The sequence below is a fragment of the Phytopseudomonas daroniae genome (genome assembly GCF_004327285.1).
Taxonomy (GTDB): Bacteria; Pseudomonadota; Gammaproteobacteria; order Pseudomonadales; family Pseudomonadaceae; genus Aquipseudomonas; species Aquipseudomonas daroniae.
On record NZ_QJUI01000013.1, the window covers coordinates 1 to 21,370 of the forward strand.

The following is a 21,370-nucleotide window of genomic DNA, read 5'->3' on the forward strand; positions in this document are numbered from 1 at the left end:
CCGGCAGCGAACTGACCCTCAAGGCCGCTGGCAGCTTCATCAGGATCGACGGCGGCGGCGTGACCCTGAGCGGGCCGGTGATCAACATCAACTCCGGCGGTAGCCCGGGCAATGGCACCGGGGCGATGCCGTTGTTGCCGGGGCCGTTGAAACAGGCGGATACAGACAAACCCGGCGCACTCCTCAAACAGCGCCTGCGCGAGGAAGTACCAATCGTCGAGCTATGCCAGAAGCCGAAGGGGGGCACACCTCTACAGTGCCCATTGTCGGACTGCCCCTGCCGTAAGGCCATGAACGCCGGGGGGCATGCATGAGCAACAATCGCTGGCTCCTATTGGAAGGCACGGAACACTTGCTAACCGACGTGTACAGGATGAGCGAAAACCCTGATCCATCACGTCTGTACGATGGCACCGAACTGGCGGCCTACACGGATGAAAGTCTCCTACTGTTCAGCGTGAGCGCCAACCCCTCGCTGCTGCGCGCCATGCAAGACGATCCAGAGACGTGGCCCGGCCTGCTGATCACGGCAGGATGTAAGCGAGATGATCTGTTAACCCATCTTCGCTACATCTTGCTCGTGCGCTTCGAAACAGAGCGTAAGGGCGTGTTGCGCTATTCCATCCCGCGCACGGCCAGTTACTTCTTTCCCGCCTGCGCTGCCGAAACCCACCTCACCTGGCTCGGGCCCATCCAGTCACTGAGTTGGTATGGCGGCACCTGGCAGGACAGTGCCAATGGCCGTGCAGCCTGGCAAACCGTCGAGAATACCAGCGCAGCAGCTTGGCGCCCCACGACCGCCATTGGCACCTTGTTTCTGGATAGCGGCCAAGAGCAGGCCCTGGGCCGCCAGCAAGCTGAAAGTTTTCTCTACCAATGGTGGGCGCGGCAGCGCATCACACCTTTCGACGAGGCCCGGGGTTATCTCGATGAAGGCATGGCGGCCGGTTTTTTCTCGGCAGACGCATTGACCGCCTACCTCAATTTGCGCAGCGCCTATGCACACCTACCCCCGCCAGCAGAGCTGTGTCCAGGCAGCGATACCGAACGCCTGCATGAACTTGAACAGCATATGATTCTGCGCAACAGCAACAAGGAACGTAGCGTATGAGCAACAACGTAGGCGCCCTTAGCCAGGGCGCCGCCTGCGAATCCGGAAAACTGATCGTCCAGGTGGTCGGCAAGGATCACCCCACCACGCAAAAGCTGGTGATCTATGACGAAACCAACATGCAACAGCAGGAAGCACTGACCCAGCAAGACAAGCCAGAAATACAAAATGGCGCTACGTTCAGCAGCGTGCTGCACGTATGGGACTGGGAGGGGCAGCCCAACCGTAATCTCTGGCTGGAGATCGCCAGCGAACGGGGTGGGCCGATCCGCGTGCCGCTGCTTGAGGGCATGCGTCCCACCCAACGGCAGATGCCGGGCGAAACCCAGTGGAACCAGATCGTGCCGGTCGTACCGATGACGCCGCTGCCGGGCAGCAAGAGCCTGTACGACCTGGGTACGCCGGTCGTCGTGCGCAATGGCTATATCTACGTCTTCTATCAGGAGCGACTCTGGCGCGAACTGGAAGTACGCAGTGAGGACAGCCAAACCACCTTCCACGACGTGAACCTGTTCAACTACCGCCAAGGTGATGGTTTCAAGCCAGGACGGCGCACGCCCACCGGCGTCGCGTTGCAGGAAATCTGGCTGCCCGCCCAGTGCAATCGACGCAAAGTGACGGATCTGCAATTGTGCTTCTCGGAAGTGCAGCTTAGCCCGGCCCGCCTCAAGCGCCTGGAGCAAGACACTTCATTACGACGAGAACGCTGTAGCAGGCCGGAACTGATTGTCTCGCAAGCCACCTTCATCAAGCGTCACGCCAACCAGCCCAATGGCCTGGAAATGCTTGAGCTGTTTTCCAAGGTCAGTGCGATGCAGGCTAGCGCCAGTCAGGCGCGAACTGCGCACGCGAGCCTGAGCGGCAATGCGTTCCCGCTGGCTGTCGTGGCGCCTCAGCGCAACCGGCAACCTGGCTTCGAGTGGTTTCTCGACCACCCTGGACAATTCGTCTGTGACCTCGCAGGGAGCTATCCAGACACAGCCAAGAGCAGTGCGCAGACGTACGTGAATCAGTGCGAGCAAGGCAATCCCCCGACCACTCCCGACCCACTGCTCGAACTGGATGCTTGGGCCGATTGCCTGGAGCATCTGATCAAGAGCAAACGCCCAGCAGCAAGCAACCCTGATACCGCTAGCAGTTCAGCAGAGGAGCAAGCCCCTGATATCTGGCAAGCGGCTCCCGCTGGCGTGGACGTGCTGCTCTCGGCCCGCAATCGGCAAATCTGCGGCGTCATGCTCGACGACCACCTGTATCGCATGCGCTACCTGAAAAATCGCCTGGAGTCCCAGCAAAAGCTCCTCAGCCTCTGCGCCCAGCGTGCCACCCTGCATCCGAATCACGGCAGCGCCTTACTCATTCAGCAACTGGTCGTGCCCCGGGTGATTGGCGGCAAGAAGAACCCGCTGCACGAAAGCATCAGCAAGATCGGAGCGCGCGGCCGGCGCGATATCGAGCAGTTTACCGCTGCCAGCGAGCGCGCCCAGATCACGCTAGCCCACCAAACCGTGCAATCCATCTTCTACGAGTGCTTGTCCACCGCGCGAGCCCAGCAGACGCTGGCTGACCACCTGAGCCTCGATGGCTTCGACTACCTGGCCGAGCTTTATTTCGTCAGCCAACTGCTCGGCTGCCTCTCCATCACCGCCGATCAGCTCGACCCACTGGCCGCAGCAGGCACGGCCAGCCAGCAGGAAAGCCAGGGGCAGAAGTTCATCAGCGAAATGGCCAACAACGAGCACCACCCGTTGCACCTCATGCTTTGCCCAGCGTATGACGAGCAAAGCCTGCTGGCATCCTACAAAGCCCCAGCACAAGCAATCGGCAACCAGGGGGATGGTCTGTTCCGCGCCGACGAGCTGGCCGTCTTCGAAAACCGCAGTGAGCCCGCTGGCCCTTACAACACCTATAACGCGGAGAGCCTCGCCGGGCTGATGGCCTCAGGCAGCTTGCGTAACGCCCTGACCACTGAACTCAAGGCTGGGGCCGGGGCGTTGAACGCCATTTGTGAAAACCTGCAGGGCGCCGTGGATAGTGCCGAAGCAGCGGTCAAGGCCGCCGAAGAAACGCGCCATAAGGCCATGCAGGCGCTGGCCGACAACCGCCAGCAGCGTACCACCAGCCGGCAGGAGCAAAAGACGGCAGAGCGGGTAGCACGCGCGGCTGAACAGGCCGAGCAACGGGCTATCGGTCGGCAGCAGGGCACCCAGGCTGCACTGGATCGCGACAACCAGAACCTGGCTCAGGCTCGCCAGGCCGAACAGAACCTGCGCAACCAGTTGGCGCCCCAGGCGCGCCCGGTGAACCTGCGTTTGCATGGCATCAACGTCGAGCGCTTGCGCAGCATGATGCGTGACACCTTTGGTGCTGCGCATTTCGTGCGGCGCAGCAGCGCAGCGATCAAGGACTACTACCTGTTCGCCCTGGAAGACATACCCCACGAGCAGCAGCGTGCGGTGCGTATGTACGGGGAGTTTCGCGATGCCGACAACAACCTGCTCGCCTCGACCAACCAGCGCCGGGCACCTCGCAGTGAACAGGCGCCAGGTGATCACCTGGTGTTGGGTATCCCCAGAAACCACCGCACCGCGCAGATCATCGCAGGCCTCAATGAGCGGATCCGTGAAGTCCTGATCGCCGAACGGGCAGCGCAGGCTGCCAGCAGCGCGAATACCCAGGCACAGGCACAGGTCAGGCAAACGGGCAGTGCCTCAACGACAGCCAGAGAGGCCGAAGGCCGAGCGGCACGGCAGGGCCAGCAGGCGGCCAATGATGCCAGCATCGCCAGCCAGAATGCCCAACAGGCCAAAGGCGACCTGCAAAGCGCACTGGATCGCCTCGGTAATCATCAGAGCAGCAAGTTCTATCAGGCGCTCAATGGGACGTTGTTTCCTGCCTCGGTGTTGATGCTGGAATTGTGGAATATCAATGCTGAGTGGTCTGGAAGAGCAGGGACAGCGACAGAAAAAGGAAGAGCACGACAAGTATTCGGACTAGTCGGCGCAGGGCTTGATTTAGTAATTGCCATGGAGATGCTCACTGCGAAGATTGCCGGCAATCAGTCTGTTTTGAATATGGGGCAGAGAAACGTATTTACCTACTCGCGGGCTCAGGCAGAACAGCTTCTCGGGAGAACTGTCGGCAGCAAGGTGATTACCCGGATTACCGCCAGGCTGATTGCCCAGACGGCCGCTGCCGTACTGATGGTAGGGCTCTGTCTATTCGACTCCTGGCATGCCTGGCAATGGAATGATGCCGCCATCTGGGGCTATATGCTCGTGGCCGGCGGTGCTCTGGTCGGCGCGGTGGGTGGGTTCTTCGCGACTGGCGCAACCCTGTTCGGATTGGGGCCGGCGGGGTGGATCGCCTTGCTGTTGCTGGGCATCGGTATAGGCGTGGTGTACCTGTTCAGCAGCTCGCCACTGGAGGACTGGCTGGGCAATGGTCCTTTTGCCGATAGCCAGCAGGCACCACTGGATGATTCCGAGGAGGCTTTCTATCGGCTGCTGGGCCTGTTGGCCGGCATCACCATACATATCGAGAACAACCCCTACTACGAGCGCAATGCCAAGCTGGATATCAACGAAACCCTGCCGTACAAGATCCGCAATGCACCGTCGCGTATACGGGTCGAAAGCAACCTCCCCGGCTTGCTGGGCAACCTTGGCGAGATGACCACGCGTGTCGAATGTCGCCTGCGCACCCATACTGCCTATCCCCACGGCGTCGTAAGCGAACAACGGGCCTTGGGAGCATCAAGACCGGAAGCACAGGTGCTGTGGCCCAATGCCCTCGAACTGTACTTGCGCGCCCCAGATCTCGGCATCACCACGCCTGAACAAAACAATACCTGGCACAGCTGGGCGGTGCGTGCCCAGCTGTGCCTTACGCAAACCACGGATCAGGCCTGTACGATTCGTTATTTTCCAGCGCCATCGCCCCGCGCCAAGGTGGAGGCCGGAGCAGCCCATGCCGATCCCGATTTTAATCGGGTTGACCAGACGTTCTGGGCCGATGAAGAGACCCATAAACCCGATAACTGAAGCCGAATTTGATGTCTACCGATAGTTACTATGCCTCTACGGCCTACCAGCCTGATCGTATTCCCGAGCAGGAGCCTTCTGTTCCCCGTACCTGGATCCGCAAATTTTCCAAGGCGCGGTTGCCGTGGGGTAACACCCAGGAAGTTACCCCGGCAGATTTTCTCTGGCGCGAAGACCCCAAGCATATGCGAGCGCTGGAAAAGGACAAACAGGAAAGGCAGGCCGGCACCTACAAGCCGGCGCCATTTGAGCACCTGGACTTCCACTATATACATGACCAAGAGAAATTAAGATTTGCGCAGCTTCCCGGCGGATCTAGGGCTTTGATGATTGGATATTTGTTCGGAAAATTTTCCTTCCTAATCTCTTTTCCGATTTTTCTTATTGTATGTATTGCCCTTGCATTGGATTCTCGCAATCCATTTTTCTCTGAGTTCATGAGCCTATTTATTGAGACATCTCCCTTTTTATGTTTCCCACTTCTTTTTTTATGGGGGGGGGGATGGCTGATTATTCATAAACTCCCAAAAGTATGGGCTCGCCCCTCACGCGGCCCCGAATGGGAACTCAATCGCCGCACCGGCATGGTCACGGTCTTCGATTACGACAATAACGGCGAGTACAAGAAAAACGGCACCATCGGCGAGATCGTCCGTCCGTTCTACGAGTTCGATGCCTATGTCAGCACTCATCCGGATCGCCAAGGGTTGCCGATGAGCTTTCTTTACCTGCACCACCGCTACGAGGACATCAAGTTCAGCCTGGCTGGGCTGCTGCCCATGGATCGCTTCGCCGAGCCGCATTACGCCTTGTGGGATTACCTGCAGAACTTTATGGACACCAGCCGCCCGCTACCGGATGACCCCTTCCATGAACCGCTACGCGCCCTCGACCCTACCAGCGCCGAGCACGACCGGCAAAACGACCGCAACCCACGCTACTGGCGTGACATGGATGATGAAACCTACAAGCTCATGGTGGCCGAAATGGAAAAGCGCATAGCCACAATCGATACCATGCGCCGCCCAAACTTGATGGCCAAATACTGCACATACGTGGACTGATGCCACTTGACCCACTCTTAGTGCCGGAACCCGACGATGCCAACCGATAAGCCCATGGAAGCGCCCACTCTGGAACTGGACAAGCAGCATCGTGCGGGGGATGTGGTCGGCTTTCCCGGCGGTCTGGTCAGCTACCTGGCCCCCCTGCCGCTGCCCACCGGCCAGCCAGCCCAGGACTATGCCCATGCTGTGGGGGAGGTCAATGATACCTATCTGGACTTCGGGGTTGGTCTTCCTCCTGTATTCGGCTGGCAATTGACTCTAGGCCTACCTTTTGGCGGCTGGATAATGGCTGTTGTCTTATCTCCTTTATTGATGCTCGTGGGTACCCCTCTATTGGGGGGGGGCTTACTGTTGCAATAGAACTGGCTGTAGGGATTTTTGAACTTGGAATCAAGATTGGATCAATTGCTGCTCTTGTCGCATTGCTTCTCGGTTTGGGTATTTGGCTACACAAGCATCTCCAGCACCGCAACGTCATCCCCGCCCGCTTCAACCGCCAGCGCCGCGAGGTCTGCTTCGTCCCGGAAGGCCACACCGAACCGATCTTCGTCCCCTGGGAATCCCTCTCCGCCTGGGTGATCCAAGCCCAGGGCGCTACCCAGTACGGTATCCAGCGCCAGTACGCCATGGGCGTCGGCTTTCACCATGCCGAGAGTGGCGCGGACTTCTCCCTGGAGTTTCCCTGTGCCGGCCTGCCCCTGGCCATCGCCAATTGGGAGGCGATCCGCGCCTATATGGAACACGAGGTGCACAGCCTCAAGGAGATTCAGGATCCGCTCGATCTGCAAGGCCCCGATGACCCGCTCCACGAAGGCCTGCACACCTTCCGCAACGCCCGCGAACGCATGCGCCGCCGTTACCGCGAGAACGAAGTGGTCGGGTTCTACGTGTTTGGCTGGTACCTCTACCATGTGATGACCCTGTGGACGCTGCCCTTCCACCTCACCGAATGGGAAGTCGGCAGGGTCAAGCGCATGCACCGCCAGGATATTCCCGAAGCCATGCGCGCCTGGTCGCAACCGTTGCCGCCCGGGCAATGGGCCAGGCCCAGCGAGGAACTGCAACGCCAGAGCCGGCAGGTGGAGGCCCTGCGTCAGCGCGACCCACAGCGTTCGATCATCGAGGTATTCGCCGAGGTGCAACGCAGCCACACAGCCGTGTAGGGGGCGCCGCGCGCACCACCGACACGCTCCGTCGAAGTAGAATCAGGCGCGCTTTCTGTTGGCGGAGGGATTGTCGGCGGCGGGTGTTCGGTTGAGTTTCTCTTCGCTGAGCCGGCGCTGGCCTTCGCCATCCACCCAGCCGGCTTCCCAGGCGGCAGCGGGAACGCTGGCGTCGAAAGGCTGTGTCTGTGACGAGTGGCCTGCCAGACCAGCCATGTAGCCCTGTTGGTAAGCCTTGGTGAGGCTTTCCAGGCTCCAGTGCTGGTCTTTTTCGCTGTGGGTCATGGGGGCTGGATTCGCATTGGGTGCCTGCAAACAATGCTAGCCAAATCCGCTCGAGAGAACCGGGCCGCCGGTCTCGGATTTATGACCGTTGGCTTTTTTTGTGACGCAGTTGACGTGAGCGGCTGGTCTATCCCGGCCGATCTCGGCCGTTTTTCAGACCGCCAGCGCCAGGATGCTCGCCTGATAGGCAGCGGCGAAGCTGTCGAAGTCGCCGTCTTCATGAACCTCGAGCTCTGCCTGTTCCTGCAGCGAACGCTGTGCGGCCTGCTCGAATTCGCTCTGTTGCTCGGCGCTCAACGGTTGCCCACGGAAGTGCTCGGCGTGGCGCTTGCTCTGCCGCAAGGAGAAGGCCGCGAAGCTTTCGCCTTTTTGCAGCTCTGCCAGCACCTGGGCCGACGGCGTCAGGCTGGCGTCATCGATCTTCGCGCGTTGCGCCTGCAGGGCGTGGGCATGTGCGTCGCTGCCCTGGCTGCTGTCGAGCAGCCTGGTGATGGCCTCGATGCCATCGAGCAGCTCATGAGCCCAGCTCTGCAGTACCACCGGCCCGCCCTGGCGGTGCAGATGCAGACCGGGGCGACGACCTTCCTTGACCACCTTGAGGAAGTTGTCGGAGCAACTGCCACACTCGCCATTGCTCAGTTGCGGGCTGTCCTGCAATGCGCAGAACAGCAGGAAGGCGTCGAGGAAGCGCGACTCGGTGAGGTCGATACCCAGCGGCAGGAACGGGTTGATGTCCAGGCAGCGGGCTTCCACGTATTGCACGCCTCGGGCCATCAGCGCCTGGATCGGACGCTCGCCGCTGTAGGTCACGCGTTTCGGACGGATGTTGGAGTAGTACTCGTTTTCGATCTGCAGGATGTTGGTGTTGAGCTGCAGCCACTCACCGTCCTTCTTGGTGCCGATGTCGACATAGGGCGGGTAGGGCGTGCCGACCGCTTGGCGCAGGCTGTCGGTGTAGCTGGCCAGGTCGTTGTAGCAGGGCGTCAGCCCGGCCTGGGCCTCGCTCTGGTAACCCAGGTCGCTCATGCGCAGGCTGGTGGCGTACGGCAGGTACAGGGTGTCGGCATCCAGCTCCTGCAACTGGTGCGGGCGGCCGCGCATGAAGTTCTTGTCCAGCGCGGGTGATGCGCCGAACAGGTACATCAGCAGCCAGCTGTAACGACGGAAGTTGCGGATCAGTGCGATGTAGCGTGACGACTGATAGTCGCGGGCACTGCGCTGATCGCCTTCGGCCTGTTGCAGCACCGCCCACAACTGCTCCGGCAGGGAGAAGTTGTAATGGATGCCGGCGATGCACTGCATGGTCTTGCCGTAGCGCAGGGCCAGGCCCTGGCGGTAGACGTACTTGAGCTGACCGATGTGTGAGTGACCATAGCGTGCGATCGGAATGTTCTCTTCGTCCGGCAGCGGGCCGGGCATCGATGGGCTCCACAGGTACTCGCCGTCGAGCTTGCTGTAGACGAAGCGATGGATGCGATCGAGCTCGGCCAGGGTGTCGCTCGGATCGACGGCGGTCGAGGTGATGAACTCGAGCAGCGACTCGGAGTAGTCCGTGGTGATCTGCGCATTGGTGAGTGCCGAGCCCAGGGCGGCCGGATGTCCGCTCAGCGCCAGCTCGCCTTCGCTATCGACGCGCAGGCACTCGCGCTCGATGCCGTGCAGGCACTGGGACAGCAGGGAAAGGTTGGCGTGCTCGCCGAGCAGGGCCAGACGGCGGGAGAACAGGTCGCTCAAGATTGCATTCCTTCACGCAGCGGTCGCCCCAATATGGGGGTGGACTCTGCACTCTACAAGGGGGCGAATTGCTGACGTTGGTCGTCTGGCGAAAAGAGCGCGCATTCTAGCTTTGGCGAAGGGCTGCAGTCATGCCCAGGGTCTTGCGTGATGGCGTCATACCAGACCGACTTGTCGGCCCGGCAGGCTGTTTGCAGGCGAGACCGGTGCGCTACGCCGTCAGCGGCGGCTCTCTCACAGGCAGGCGAAGGTGGCCTGAGCCTTGGCGACCAGCTTGTCGTGCTGATGCACTTCGGCTTCGATCACCTGGGTGCGGCGCCCGGCGTGCACCACCCAGGCGCGGCAGCTCAGGCCGCCCTCGGTGACGCCGCGGATGTAGTTGACCTTGCATTCCAGAGTAACGCTGGTCGGCTCGCCGTCACTGAGGCTGTGGCTGGCCTGGCCCATGGCGGTGTCGATCAGCGAGAACAGCGCGCCGCCGTGCAGCTTGCCGTGCAGGTTACGCAGGCCGTCGTGCATGCTCAGCTCGATCACCGCTTCGCCGCCTTCGGCCTTGACGATCTGCAGGCCCAGCAGACGCCCGAAGGCGCTGCTCTTGCCGATTTCTTCCACGGGCTCGCTCATGGCTTATTTCCTCAACTGTTTGGCGTTGGCGAATAGCGACGCCATGGCGGCGTTGGCCGGGGCTGGTTTTTCCTGCCCGGAGTGACGCTCGCTGCGCGGCGTTTGTCCACCTTTGCCGCCACCCTGGCGACCACCACTGCGTGCGCCACTGCGTACGCCTTCTACCTTCTCGCCGGGCGTGTCGCCCATGCGCATCGACAGGGCGATGCGGTTACGCGGGATGTCCACTTCCATGACCTTGACCTTGACCACGTCGCCAGCCTTGACCGCTTCGTGGGGATCCTTGATGAATTTCTCGGACAGCGCGGAAATGTGCACCAGGCCGTCCTGATGAACGCCGATATCGACGAAGGCGCCGAAGTTGGTCACGTTGGTGACCACGCCTTCGAGGATCATCCCCAACTCGAGATCCTTGAGGGTTTCCACGCCTTCCTGGAACTCGGCGGTCTTGAATTCGGGGCGCGGGTCGCGGCCGGGCTTTTCCAGTTCGCTGAGGATGTCGCCGATGGTTACCAGGCCGAACGTCTCGTCGGTGAATTTCTTGGGATCCAGACGCTTGAGGAAGCCGGCATCGCCGATCAGCGAGCGAATATCGCGACCGGTGTCGACGGCGATGCGCTGCACCAGCGGGTAGGTTTCCGGGTGCACCGCGGAGGCATCCAGCGGGTTGTCGCCATTCATCACGCGCAGGAAGCCGGCGGCCTGCTCGAAAGTCTTGTCGCCCAGGCGCGGGACTTTCTTCAGCGCGTCACGGGTCTTGAACGCGCCGTGGGCATCGCGGTGGGCTACGATGTTTTGCGCGAGAGTGGCATTGAGCCCGGAGATGCGCGCGAGCAGGGCGCTGGAGGCGGTGTTCACGTCCACGCCAACGGCGTTCACGCAGTCTTCCACCACGGCGTCCAGGCTGCGTGCCAGTTTCAGCTGGGAAACGTCGTGCTGGTACTGGCCCACGCCGATGGATTTCGGGTCGATCTTGACCAGCTCGGCCAGCGGATCCTGCAGGCGGCGGGCGATGGATACGGCGCCACGCAGGGAGACATCGAGATCAGGGAATTCCCTGGCGGCCAGTTCCGAAGCCGAGTACACCGAAGCGCCGGCTTCGCTGACCATGATCTTGGTCATCTTCAGGCCCGGGTATTTCTTGATCAGCTCGATGGCCAGCTTGTCGGTCTCGCGGCTGGCGGTGCCGTTGCCGATGGCGATCAGATCCACACCGTGCTTGGCGCACAGCCTGGCCAGCACGTTGAGGGTGCCGTCCCAGTCGTTGCGCGGCGCGTGAGGGTAGACGGTGGCGGTATCCAGCACCTTGCCGGTGGCATCGACCACGGCGACCTTGCAGCCGGTGCGCAGGCCCGGGTCGAGGCCAAGGGTCGCGCGCGGGCCGGCCGGGGCGGCCAGCAGCAGGTCATGCAGGTTGCGGGCGAAAACGCTGATGGCTTCGTCCTCGGCGCCTTCACGCAATTCACCCAGCAGATCGGTTTCCAGGTGGGTGTAGAGCTTGACCTTCCAGGTCCAACGCACCACTTCGCCGAGCCATTTGTCAGCGGCGCGGCCCTGGTTGGAAATGCCGAAACGCTCGGCGATCATGCCCTCGCAAGGGTGCAGGGTGCCGGGAAGTTCTTCGCCGATCTTGAGGCTGGCGCTGAGGATGCCTTCGTTGCGACCGCGGAAAATTGCCAGGGCGCGGTGCGAAGGGGCGCTCTTGAGTTTCTCGTCATGCTCGAAGTAGTCGCGGAACTTGGCGCCTTCCGCTTCCTTGCCGGCGATCACGCGGGCGCTGAGAGTGGCGTTGTCCTTGAGGAAACCGCGCAGGCTGCTGAGCAGGCTGGCGTCTTCGGCAAAGCGCTCCATGAGGATGTACTTGGCCCCTTCGAGTACCGCCTTGGTGTCGGCGAAGCCCTTTTCCACATCGATGAAACGGGCAGCTTCGCTTTCCGGGGTCAGGTTCGGGTCGTTGAACAGTGCATCGGCCAACTCGCCAAGGCCGGCTTCCAGGGCGATCTGGCCCTTGGTGCGACGCTTCTGCTTGTAGGGCAGGTAAAGGTCTTCGAGGCGGGTCTTGGTGTCGGCGAGGTTGATTTCGCGGGTCAGCTCGGGAGTCAGTTTGCCCTGTTCCTCGATGCTGGCGAGGATGCTGGCGCGGCGATCGTCGAGTTCGCGCAGGTAGCGCAGGCGCTCTTCCAGATTACGCAGCTGGGTATCGTCGAGGCTACCGGTGACTTCCTTGCGATAACGTGCGATGAACGGCACGGTGGAGCCTTCGTCGAGCAGTGCGACGGCGGCGGCGACCTGTTGCGGGCGCACGCCCAGTTCTTCGGCGATACGGTTGTTGATGCTGAGCATAGAAAGAAGAATCCACCCTGGAGCTACGAAAACCGGCCTCGCTCATGATTGGCCGGACGATAAAGCGGCGCATTATAGCCATGCATGAAGGCGCGCATGCCACGCCGCAAGCTGCTGTCAGACCGTGAAAGTCAGTTAAGTACGCCAAGGGCAGCGAAAAATCTGCTAACAATGGACAATACGTGGTCTATACGGCCTCTGAGCCATAATGCCGCGTTGAAGTCGGGCGCGTCGCGTCGCGGATTCTCGATCAAGGAGCCCCTATGAGCAGCACTGCAGCACAACCGGTCGAAGGTGAAAAAATCCTGATTGTCGACGACGATGCCCGTCTGCGGCGTCTGCTCGAGCGTTTCTTCGACGAGCAAGGCTACCGCGTACGTGCGGTGGAGAACGTCGAACAGATGGATCGTCTGCTGTCGCGCGAACTGTTCAATCTGGTGGTACTCGACCTGATGCTACCCGGCGAAGATGGCCTGAGCGCCTGCCGTCGCCTGCGTGCTTCGAACAACCAGGTACCGATCATCATGCTCACCGCCAAGGGTGACGAAAGCAGCCGTATCCAGGGTCTGGAGCTGGGTGCCGACGATTACCTGGCCAAGCCGTTCAACCCGCGTGAACTGTTGGCGCGGATCAAGGCCGTACTGCGCCGTCAGGCGCCGGTGGTGCCGGGTGCACCGGGCAGCGAGGACGAGAGCGTCACCTTCGGTGACTACGAACTGTCCCTGGCAACCCGCGAGCTGAAGAAGGGCGAAGAAGTACACATGCTTACCACGGGTGAGTTCGCCGTGCTCAAGGCGCTGGTGCAACATGCCCGCGAGCCACTGACCCGCGACAAGCTGATGAACCTGGCCCGCGGCCGCGAGTGGGATGCGCTGGAGCGTTCCATCGACGTGCAGATATCCCGCCTGCGCCGGCTGATCGAGCCGGATCCGTCCAAGCCGCGTTACATCCAGACCGTCTGGGGCGTGGGCTACGTGTTCGTGCCGGACGGCAACAAGTAATCACTCGTCCGGCTACAACCATGTAGGCGTCAGCTTGCTGCGGTACGGCGCTCCGTCGATCCTTACGCTTTGATCGCCAGCGAGCTGGCTCCTACGGATTTTGTGTTCTCAATGAAAGCTCCGCTGTGGTTCCCGCAAAGTTTCTTCTCGCGCACCCTCTGGTTGGTGCTGATCGTCGTGCTGTTCTCCAAGGCGCTGACCCTGGTTTATCTGATGATGAACGAGGACGTGCTGGTCGACCGTCAGTACAGCCATGGTGCAGCGTTGACCTTGCGTGCCTACTGGGCGGCTGATGCGGAGGATCGGGCCAATATCGCCGCGGCCGCCGGGCTCAAGCGGGTACCGCGCACCGAGGTGCCGGCCAGCGAGGAACACTGGCCGTACAGCGAGATTTTCCAGCGGCAGATGCAGTCCGAGCTCGGCCCGGATACCGAAACCCGTGTGCGGGCCAAGAGCCCACCCGCCTTGTGGGTGCATGCGCCGACATTGGGCGATGACTGGCTGCGGGTGCCGCTCTATCCCCATCCGCTGCGCGGTCAGCGCATCTGGAGCGTGTTGGGTTGGTTCCTCGGTATCGGCTTGCTGTCCACCGCGGCCGCCTGGATTTTCGTGCGTCAGCTCAGCGAACCGCTCAAGCGACTGGTATTCGCGGCCCGGCAGTTTGGCCAGGGGCGCAGCGTGCGCTTGCCAGTCAGCGATACGCCGAGCGAGATGACCGAGGTGTATCGCGCCTTCAACCAGATGGCCGAGGATGTCGAGCAGGCGGCGCGCGAGCGTGAGCTGATGCTGGCCGGTGTTTCCCATGATCTGCGCACACCACTGACGCGGCTGCGCCTGTCGCTGGAGTTCCTCAATCATGACTCCGAGCTGACCGACGACATGGTGCGCGATATCGAGGATATGGACGCCATCCTCGATCAGTTCCTGGCCTTCATACGCGACGGGCGTGACGAGCCGGTGGAGGAATTGAATCTGCCCGAGCTGATCCGCGAAGTGGTGGCGCCCTACAACCAGAAACAGGAGCAGGTGAGTCTGTTTCTGGAGGCGGTGCCGGCGTTCCCGCTGCGCCGGGTGTCGATCAAGCGGCTGATCGTCAACCTGATCGAGAACGCCCTGCGTTACGGTGGCAGTGCCGTGGAAATCGTTCTATCGGTGGCCGATGACCACAGCGCACCCTACGTGGTGCTCAGCGTGCTGGATCGCGGTACCGGCATCGACCCGAGCGAGCTGGGTAATATCGTCAACCCGTTCATCCGCGGCGACCGTGCCCGCGGCGGCCAGGGTGCCGGGCTTGGCCTGGCCATCGTCAAGCGCATCGCCTCCTTGCATGGTGGCAGCGTCGAATTGCGCAACCGCACTGGCGGTGGGTTGGAAGCACGTATCTGTCTGCCGTTGGGGCTGCTATTGCCGCGCGACGCAGCATGACATGCAGTTGCCCAGTCCGCACGGGCTGGACTACCCATGGACATGCCCATGGGCGAGGCGGACTTGCCGATGCGGATAGATACACCGTCGCGTGTTTGTTCCTGGCGAGCGCTACCAGCTGAGGGTTGCACCCTGCAGCCGTGCGAGCCGGCCATAGGGCCAGGCGAAGTTGGCGTCACCGTGGCCGCTGGCTAGATCGCCGTACAACGGGATATCGAACGGTGCCAGGTATCCGCCGATGATCTCCTCGATGCTGTGTTGTACGCCGCGCCGTGGGCAATCGGTGAAGCTGCCCAGGCATACCGCCGCCGGGCGCTGCTCGCCGAAGCTTTCGAACAGCTGCCAGAAGCTGCGTTCCAGGCGGTAGTAAGGTTCGCCGACATCTTCGAGGATCAGGATGGCGTTGTCCGGCAGTTGCATGCCGGCAATGGTGCCGCAGCCGCTGGCCAGGGCGGTGAGGTTGCCGCCAACCAGCGTGCCCTCGACGGGCGACTCGGGGCCGCTGATATGCCGCACCGGCAATGGCTGACTGCGATCCTGCAGCAGATCCCACAGCGAGCGTATAGAGGCCAGGCGCTCGCGCTGGCCGGTCGGCGCTGACAGTGTTTGCAGGCCCAGCGCGGTGGTGACCGGGCCGTGGATGGCCGGCAGGCCATGGCGCCCGAAGGCGTCGAGCAGCAGCGACAGGTCGGAGTAGCCGATCAGCGGGCGCGGGCTGGCGTTCTGCAGCAGCGCCCAGTCGATGCCCGGCAGCAACTGCGCGCAGCCGTAGCCGCCGCGCAGGCACCAAACCGCATTGATATCCGCTAGGGTGAAGGCCTGGTGCAGATCTTCCAGGCGCTGCGCCGGCGTGCCGGCCAGGTAGCGATGGCGAGCCCGCACGTGGCGGCCCAGATGGTAGTCGATACCGAGCACCTCGAGCTGCGCCAGGGTCGCTTCGAATACGTCTTCGGCGATGGCCGAGGCGGGGGCGATCAGGGCCAGGCGGCCTGCGAATGGCGTACTCATCCTTTACCCTTGGTGCGAGTCAGGTTCGGGCCGCCGTTCTTTTCCAGAAACTGGATGATCATCCCGGCGACGTCCTTGCCGGTGGTCACCTCGATGCCTTCCAGACCGGGCGAGGAGTTCACTTCCATCACCAGCGGGCCATGATTGGAGCGCAGGATGTCGACGCCGGCCACCGACAGGCCCATGACCTTGGCCGCGCGGATGGCAGTCATGCGCTCTTCCGGTGTGATCTTGATCAGGCTGGCGGTGCCGCCGCGGTGCAGGTTGGAGCGGAATTCACCCGGTTTGGCCTGGCGCTTCATCGCGGCGATGACCTTGTCGCCTACCACGAAGCAGCGGATGTCTGCGCCACCGGCTTCCTTGATGTACTCCTGCACCATGATGTTCTGCTTGAGGCCCATGAAGGCCTCGATCACCGATTCGGCGGCCTTTTCCGTTTCACAGAGCACCACGCCGATACCCTGGGTGCCTTCCAGCACCTTGATCACCAGCGGGGCGCCGTTGACCATGTCGATCAGGTCGGGAATATCGTCCGGCGAGTGGGCGAAACCGGTCACCGGCAGGCCGATACCGCGGCGCGACAGCAACTGCAGCGAACGCAGCTTGTCCCGCGAACGGGCGATGGCCACCGATTCGTTGAGCGGCACCACGCCCATCATCTCGAACTGGCGCAGCACGGCGCAGCCGTAGAAGGTCACCGAGGCGCCGATACGCGGGATCACCGCATCGAAGCCTTCCAGCGGTTTGCCGCGGTAGTGGATCTGCGGCTTGTGGCTGGCGATGTTCATGTAGGCGCGCAGGGTGTCGATCACCACCATTTCATGGCCGCGCTGCTGCCCGGCTTCGACCAGGCGGCGGGTGGAATACAGGCGCGGATTGCGCGACAGCACAGCGATTTTCATTGGGCAACGCTCGGGTCGGGAAGCACGGGTTTGTCTTGGACGTAAGTGAGCGCCGGATTGACCACCAGTTGGCCATCCACCAGCGCCTTGGAACCGAGCAACATGCGATAACGCATGGTCTTGCGGCTGGCCAGGGTGAACTCCACCGGCCACAGTAGATCGCCCAGCATCAGGCTGGTGCGGATCACGTAGCGGCTCTGCGCCTGGCCATTGGAACTCTTGATGCTCTTGAACGCCACCAGGCGCGCCTCGCAGCGATGGCGACGCTGCACCTGGGTGCCAATATAGGCCGTGAATCTTACCCAGCGTTCACCGTCGCGCTCGAAGGGCTGGATATCGCTGGCATGCAGGCTCGAGGTGCTGGCGCCGGTGTCGATCTTGGCGCGCAGGCCGATGATGCCCAGCTCCGGCAGGTTGACCCATTCGCGCAGGCCGATCACGTTGAGGTGGTCGAATGTCTTCAAGGTGAGGCTTCCGTAACAGACCCGCAGAGCCTATAAAGGTCGGCATTGTAGTGATGGCATGTGACAAGCGCATCCTGGCGAAGATGCGTTTTACCATGTCATGCAAGCGTAGCGAATTCATTGTGGAGAGATGTTTGAGCGACAAAGACGACAACAAGGTGCGCCTGGATAAATGGCTGTGGGCCGCGCGCTTCTTCAAGACGCGAGCGCTGGCCAAGGCTGCGATCGAGGGCGGCAAGGTGCATTGCCGTGGCGAGCGCTGCAAGCCGGGCAAGGAACCGAAGGTAGGCGATGAGTATGTGATTCGTACCGGTTTCGACGAGCGTACCGTGATCGTGCAGGCGCTGTCGGTGGTGCGTCGCGGCGCGTCAGAGGCCCAGGCGCTGTATGCCGAGACCGGGGAGAGCATCGTGCGCCGCGAGCGGGCCGCCGAGCAGCGCAAGGCTGGCGCCCTGGGTGTACAGACCGACGGGCGACCCAGCAAGAAGCAGCGCCGGCAGTTGTTCTACCTGCGCGGCGGCTCCGGCGATTGGGTGGAGTGATTCCCGCCGATCACGCTGAATGACCTCAGCAATGGCACCTTTGCCAGGCAGCGTGTCAGCGGGGAGGTCAATCGCTCGATGACCGCGCTGGCACGGAAAGCCAGCGGTGTGTAGCAGCTCCAGGCGATGCCCAGCACGCTGAGCAGCACGCCGCCGACCAGAGCATCCGCACCCCAGTGTGCGCCGGCCACCAGGCGTGGCAGCATGCCGATCACCGCGACCGTCCAGACCAGCGCCCGGCGCCAGCCGCTGACGAAGAAACTGCAGAACATCGCCCAGATCATCAGCACCGAAGCGTGGTCGCCAGGGAAGCTGCGGCTGGCACTGTCTTTCAGATCCCAGCGTTCTTCCCAGGCCGGGAACAGCTCGGTGAGCCGGGCGCTGCCTTCCACCAGCAGCGAGGGGCTGGCGTGTTGCCAACCCATGTACTCGACCAGGTCGGCGAACAGCACGCGCATCAGCAGCATCACGATCAGTGCTACCAGAAAGGCGTAGAGCCCGGTGCGCACCTGGGCCGCCGGGAACACCAGGCCGGCGCGCAGCATGATTGCCAGCATCACCAGGCCCACGCCGGCGTCCACCGGGCGCATGCTGCCGATGGCCCAGATATGCGCCCACAGGCCGCCGGCATGCACCGGGTCGTTGAGCAGGTGGAACAGCCATAGATCGAACTGATTCCAGTAGATGCGGGTCACCGGCCATAGCCAACTGGCGAACAGCAGGGCGATGAGCAGGTGGCTTATGATCAGGGCGCGGGGGCGCCATTGGGCATTGAGAGCGAGATGCATGGCAGGGAGCTTTCGAAGAAAACCACCGATTCTAGGCAGCCTGCGCGCCGCCTTGGTGCCTTTCAGGCTCTTGTTCAGGCAGTGTTCAGGAGGCTGCGGCTTGGCCGTTCTTCGCATTCAGCTTGGTCAGCGTCGCGTTTGCGCCTAAAATTGCCGGCCCCCAGGCCAACCGGCGCTAATCCTTGGCCTGTCTCGCATCTTTCTGCAGGCGATCCGTTATGTCCGACTTCACCCAACGCTTTCTTTTCGACGACACCGATGTGCGCGGTGAACTGGTCGGGCTGTCTGGCAGCTACAGGCAGGTGCTGGCCAAGCACGATTACCCGCGTCCGGTGGCGCAATTGCTCGGGGAGTTGCTGGCCGCCGCGTCGTTGCTGGTCGGTACGCTGAAGTTCGATGGTTTGCTGGTGCTGCAGGTGCGTTCCGAGGGTTCGGTGCCGCTGCTGATGGTGGAATGCTCCAGTGACGGCGAAGTGCGTGGCATCGCCCGCTACGAAGCCGAGCGCATCACCGAGGGTGACGGCCTGCTGCAACTGATGCCCGAAGGCGTGATGGCCATGACCGTGGATCCTAAACAGGGCCAGCGTTATCAGGGGATCGTCTCCCTGGACGGCGATACTCTGGCCGACTGCCTGACCAACTATTTCGCCACCTCCGAGCAATTGGCCACGCGCTTCTGGCTATGTGCCGACGGCCTGCGTGCCCGCGGGTTCCTGCTGCAGCAGCTGCCAGCCGATCGTCTGACCGATGACGAAGAGCGCGCTGCCAGCTGGGAGCACCTGGTGACCCTGGCCGATACCCTGCAGAGCGAGGAATTACTGGGCCTGGACAACGAAACCCTGCTGCATCGCCTGTACCACCAGGAGACGGTTCGTCTGTTCGATCCGCGCCTCATCCAGTTCCGTTGTAGCTGCTCTCGTGAACGCTCGGCCAAAGCGCTGGTCAGTTTAGGGCAGGCCGATGCCGAGCTACTGCTCGGCGAGCATCACGGCCACGTGGAAATAGACTGCCAATTCTGCAACGAACGCTATGGGTTCGATGCCGCCGACATCGCCCAGTTGTTCGCCGGTGGAGGCAGTCAGCAGCCCTCTGACACCCGTCACTGAGGGGCGCCAGCAACGCGCAGGGTGTTCTGATTGGATTGGGGGGCTGCACCCGCAGTCCGCTTTTCTGGCATAATCCGCGCACTTTTTTAGCTGTAGTCCTGCTCAGTGCATGACTACAAACGTTTGGAAGACTCGGCCGTTCGGCCGACGGGGACTCACATGACGCAAGCCAACAACGCTGTGTACACCGACATCAGCACCGCTCAACTGGTCGAAGAAGCCCTTCGTCGCGGTGAGGGCGAACTGGCGTCCACTGGTGCTCTGGTTGTACGCACCGGCCACCGTACCGGGCGTTCTCCGGTCGATCGCTTCATCGTCGATGAGCCGAGTACCTCGGCCGACATCGGCTGGGGGCCGATCAACCGCAAGTTCCCGGCCGACAAGTTCGATGCCCTGTGGGATCGTGTTCAGGCGTTCTCCGATGCCCAGGACAGCTTCGTTTCCCACGTTCATGTAGGCTCCGCCGAAGCTCACTACCTGCCCGTCAAGATGACCACTGCCACTGCCTGGCAGAACCTCTTCGGCCGTCAGCTGTTCATCGAGCCGACCCAGTACAACCCGTCCTCCAAGCAGGAATGGCAAGTGCTCAACGTCGCCAACTTCGAGTGCGTGCCTGAGCGTGACGGCACCAACTCCGACGGTTGCGTGATCATCAACTTCGCCAAGAAGAAGGTGCTGATCGCTGGCATGCGCTACGCCGGTGAAATGAAGAAAGCCATGTTCAGCGTGCAGAACTTCCTGCTGCCGGCCGCCGACGTGCTGCCGATGCACTGCGCTGCCAACATCGGCGAAGAAGGCGACGTGACCCTGTTCTTCGGTCTGTCCGGCACTGGCAAGACCACCCTGTCCGCCGATGAAAGCCGTTACCTGATCGGTGACGACGAGCACGGCTGGGGCACCGGCGTGGTGTTCAACATCGAAGGCGGTTGCTATGCCAAGTGCATCGACCTGTCCGAGAAGAACGAGCCTGTTATCTGGAAAGCCATCAAGTTCGGTACCGTGCTGGAAAACGTGGTGCTCGACGAGCAGCGCTCGCCGGACTACACCGACGACAGCCTGACCCAGAACAGCCGTGCCGCCTACCCGCTGGAATTCGTCGAGAAGCGCAGCGAGAAGAACCTCGGCGGCGAGCCGAATGCGGTGATCTTCCTGACCTGTGACCTGACTGGCGTACTGCCGCCGGTGTCGATCCTCAACGAAGAGCAGGCGGCCTATCACTTCCTGTCGGGTTACACCGCACTGGTCGGTTCCACCGAAATGGGTTCGGGCAGCGGCATCAAGTCGACCTTCTCCACCTGTTTCGGCGCACCGTTCTTCCCGCGTCCGGCTGGCGTCTACGCCGAGCTGCTGATCAAGCGCATCCAGGCGTTCGGCTCCAAGGTCTATCTGGTCAACACCGGCTGGACCGGTGGTGGTTACGGCGTCGGCAAGCGTTTCAACATCCCGACCACTCGTGGTGTGATCGCAGCGATCCAGAGCGGCGCACTGATCGGTACCGAAACCGAGCAACTGCCGATCATCAACCTGAGCGTGCCGAAGGCCGTTCCGGGCGTCGAGACCAACCTGCTCAACCCACGCAACACCTGGGCTGACCAGAATGCCTACGACGAGGCTGCCAAAGGTCTGGCCAAGCTGTTCATCGACAACTTCACCAAGTTCGATGTCAGCGATGCCATCAAGAACGCCGGCCCGCAGCTCTAAGCGAGCCAGAGCAAAAGAAACCGCCTTCGGGCGGTTTCTTTTTTTAGCCGCAAGCTTCAAGCCGCA

18 protein-coding genes and 1 pseudogene are annotated in these 21,370 nt (G+C 62.0%); 11 read left to right on the forward strand and 8 right to left on the reverse strand.

What is annotated here, in order from left to right; all coding sequences use genetic code 11:
* The 6 genes and pseudogenes from DNK06_RS25215 to DNK06_RS15505 all read left to right on the forward strand — a co-directional run.
* A pseudogene (locus DNK06_RS25215) lies at positions 1 to 314 on the forward strand (DUF2345 domain-containing protein); the annotation flags it as partial.
* Complete coding sequence (locus DNK06_RS15485) at positions 311 to 1,111, forward strand: DUF4123 domain-containing protein (protein WP_131180891.1); 801 nt, start codon at positions 311 to 313, stop codon at positions 1,109 to 1,111. The pseudogene DNK06_RS25215 and the gene DNK06_RS15485, both read left to right, overlap by 4 nt.
* Entirely contained in the window at positions 1,108 to 5,151 is a 4,044-nt protein-coding gene (locus DNK06_RS15490) for a toxin VasX (RefSeq protein WP_131180892.1), read from the forward strand. The genes DNK06_RS15485 and DNK06_RS15490 overlap by 4 nt, the downstream gene beginning before the upstream one ends.
* A gap of 11 nt (positions 5,152 to 5,162) precedes the next feature.
* Positions 5,163 to 6,215: a hypothetical protein gene (locus DNK06_RS15495; RefSeq protein WP_131180893.1), complete on the forward strand. Its 1,053-nt coding sequence runs from the start codon at positions 5,163 to 5,165 to the stop codon at positions 6,213 to 6,215.
* A gap of 36 nt (positions 6,216 to 6,251) precedes the next feature.
* A complete protein-coding gene (locus DNK06_RS15500) occupies positions 6,252 to 6,578 on the forward strand; it encodes a hypothetical protein (RefSeq protein WP_131180894.1) in 327 nt (108 codons plus the stop codon).
* 74 nt (positions 6,579 to 6,652) lie between these two features.
* Positions 6,653 to 7,381 carry a hypothetical protein gene (locus DNK06_RS15505; RefSeq protein WP_242674679.1) on the forward strand — a complete coding sequence of 243 codons (729 nt, stop codon included), beginning with the start codon at positions 6,653 to 6,655 and terminating at the stop codon, positions 7,379 to 7,381.
* A 42-nt stretch (positions 7,382 to 7,423) separates the two neighbouring features.
* Here the strand turns inward: DNK06_RS15505 and rmf are convergent, their stop codons facing one another.
* From rmf to DNK06_RS15525, 4 genes are all read right to left on the reverse strand, one after another.
* Entirely contained in the window at positions 7,424 to 7,666 is a 243-nt protein-coding gene (gene rmf / locus DNK06_RS15510) for a ribosome modulation factor (protein ID WP_131180895.1), read from the reverse strand.
* A 153-nt stretch (positions 7,667 to 7,819) separates the two neighbouring features.
* Positions 7,820 to 9,400, reverse strand: coding sequence for a glutamate--cysteine ligase (gene gshA / locus DNK06_RS15515; RefSeq protein WP_131180896.1), 1,581 nt, complete (start codon positions 9,398 to 9,400; stop codon positions 7,820 to 7,822).
* A 234-nt stretch (positions 9,401 to 9,634) separates the two neighbouring features.
* Complete coding sequence (locus DNK06_RS15520; protein ID WP_131180897.1) at positions 9,635 to 10,024, reverse strand: PaaI family thioesterase; 390 nt, start codon at positions 10,022 to 10,024, stop codon at positions 9,635 to 9,637.
* Positions 10,025 to 10,027: 3 nt separating this feature from the next.
* Entirely contained in the window at positions 10,028 to 12,367 is a 2,340-nt protein-coding gene (locus DNK06_RS15525; RefSeq protein WP_131180898.1) for a Tex family protein, read from the reverse strand.
* Positions 12,368 to 12,630: 263 nt separating this feature from the next.
* Between DNK06_RS15525 and ompR the strand changes: the two genes are divergently transcribed.
* Entirely contained in the window at positions 12,631 to 13,368 is a 738-nt protein-coding gene (gene ompR, locus DNK06_RS15530; protein ID WP_131180899.1) for an osmolarity response regulator transcription factor OmpR, read from the forward strand.
* A 111-nt stretch (positions 13,369 to 13,479) separates the two neighbouring features.
* Entirely contained in the window at positions 13,480 to 14,793 is a 1,314-nt protein-coding gene (locus tag DNK06_RS15535; RefSeq protein ID WP_131180900.1) for an ATP-binding protein, read from the forward strand.
* Positions 14,794 to 14,904: 111 nt separating this feature from the next.
* Here DNK06_RS15535 and DNK06_RS15540 read toward each other — a convergent pair whose 3' ends face one another.
* The 3 genes from DNK06_RS15540 to rimB are packed head-to-tail and all read right to left on the reverse strand — an operon-like array spanning position 14,905 to position 17,167.
* Positions 14,905 to 15,801 (reverse strand): S66 peptidase family protein, encoded by an 897-nt coding sequence (locus DNK06_RS15540; protein ID WP_131180901.1) that lies wholly within the window; start codon positions 15,799 to 15,801, stop codon positions 14,905 to 14,907.
* A complete protein-coding gene (gene rimK, locus DNK06_RS15545) occupies positions 15,798 to 16,703 on the reverse strand; it encodes a 30S ribosomal protein S6--L-glutamate ligase (RefSeq protein WP_042554499.1) in 906 nt (301 codons plus the stop codon). The genes DNK06_RS15540 and rimK overlap by 4 nt, the downstream gene beginning before the upstream one ends.
* On the reverse strand, positions 16,700 to 17,167 hold the full coding sequence (gene rimB / locus DNK06_RS15550; RefSeq protein WP_131180902.1) for a retropepsin-like aspartic endopeptidase RimB: 468 nt from the start codon (positions 17,165 to 17,167) through the stop codon (positions 16,700 to 16,702). The genes rimK and rimB overlap by 4 nt, the downstream gene beginning before the upstream one ends.
* A gap of 134 nt (positions 17,168 to 17,301) precedes the next feature.
* Here rimB and DNK06_RS15555 point away from each other — a divergent pair, with 134 nt between their 5' ends.
* Positions 17,302 to 17,709 carry an RNA-binding S4 domain-containing protein gene (locus DNK06_RS15555; RefSeq protein ID WP_131180903.1) on the forward strand — a complete coding sequence of 136 codons (408 nt, stop codon included), beginning with the start codon at positions 17,302 to 17,304 and terminating at the stop codon, positions 17,707 to 17,709.
* On the opposite strand, the gene DNK06_RS15560 is transcribed toward DNK06_RS15555, so the two are convergent.
* The gene (locus DNK06_RS15560; RefSeq protein WP_131180904.1) at positions 17,673 to 18,497 is read right to left on the reverse strand and encodes a phosphatase PAP2 family protein; all 825 of its coding nucleotides are present in this window, start codon (positions 18,495 to 18,497) and stop codon (positions 17,673 to 17,675) included. The two genes, DNK06_RS15555 and DNK06_RS15560, sit on opposite strands and share 37 nt — an antisense overlap.
* Before the next feature lie 218 nt (positions 18,498 to 18,715).
* Here DNK06_RS15560 and hslO point away from each other — a divergent pair, with 218 nt between their 5' ends.
* Both hslO and DNK06_RS15570 read left to right on the forward strand, forming a co-directional pair.
* Complete coding sequence (gene hslO, locus DNK06_RS15565; RefSeq protein WP_131180905.1) at positions 18,716 to 19,603, forward strand: Hsp33 family molecular chaperone HslO; 888 nt, start codon at positions 18,716 to 18,718, stop codon at positions 19,601 to 19,603.
* A 159-nt stretch (positions 19,604 to 19,762) separates the two neighbouring features.
* Positions 19,763 to 21,304, forward strand: coding sequence for a phosphoenolpyruvate carboxykinase (locus tag DNK06_RS15570; protein ID WP_131180906.1), 1,542 nt, complete (start codon positions 19,763 to 19,765; stop codon positions 21,302 to 21,304).
* The last annotated feature ends 66 nt before the right edge of the window (positions 21,305 to 21,370 follow it).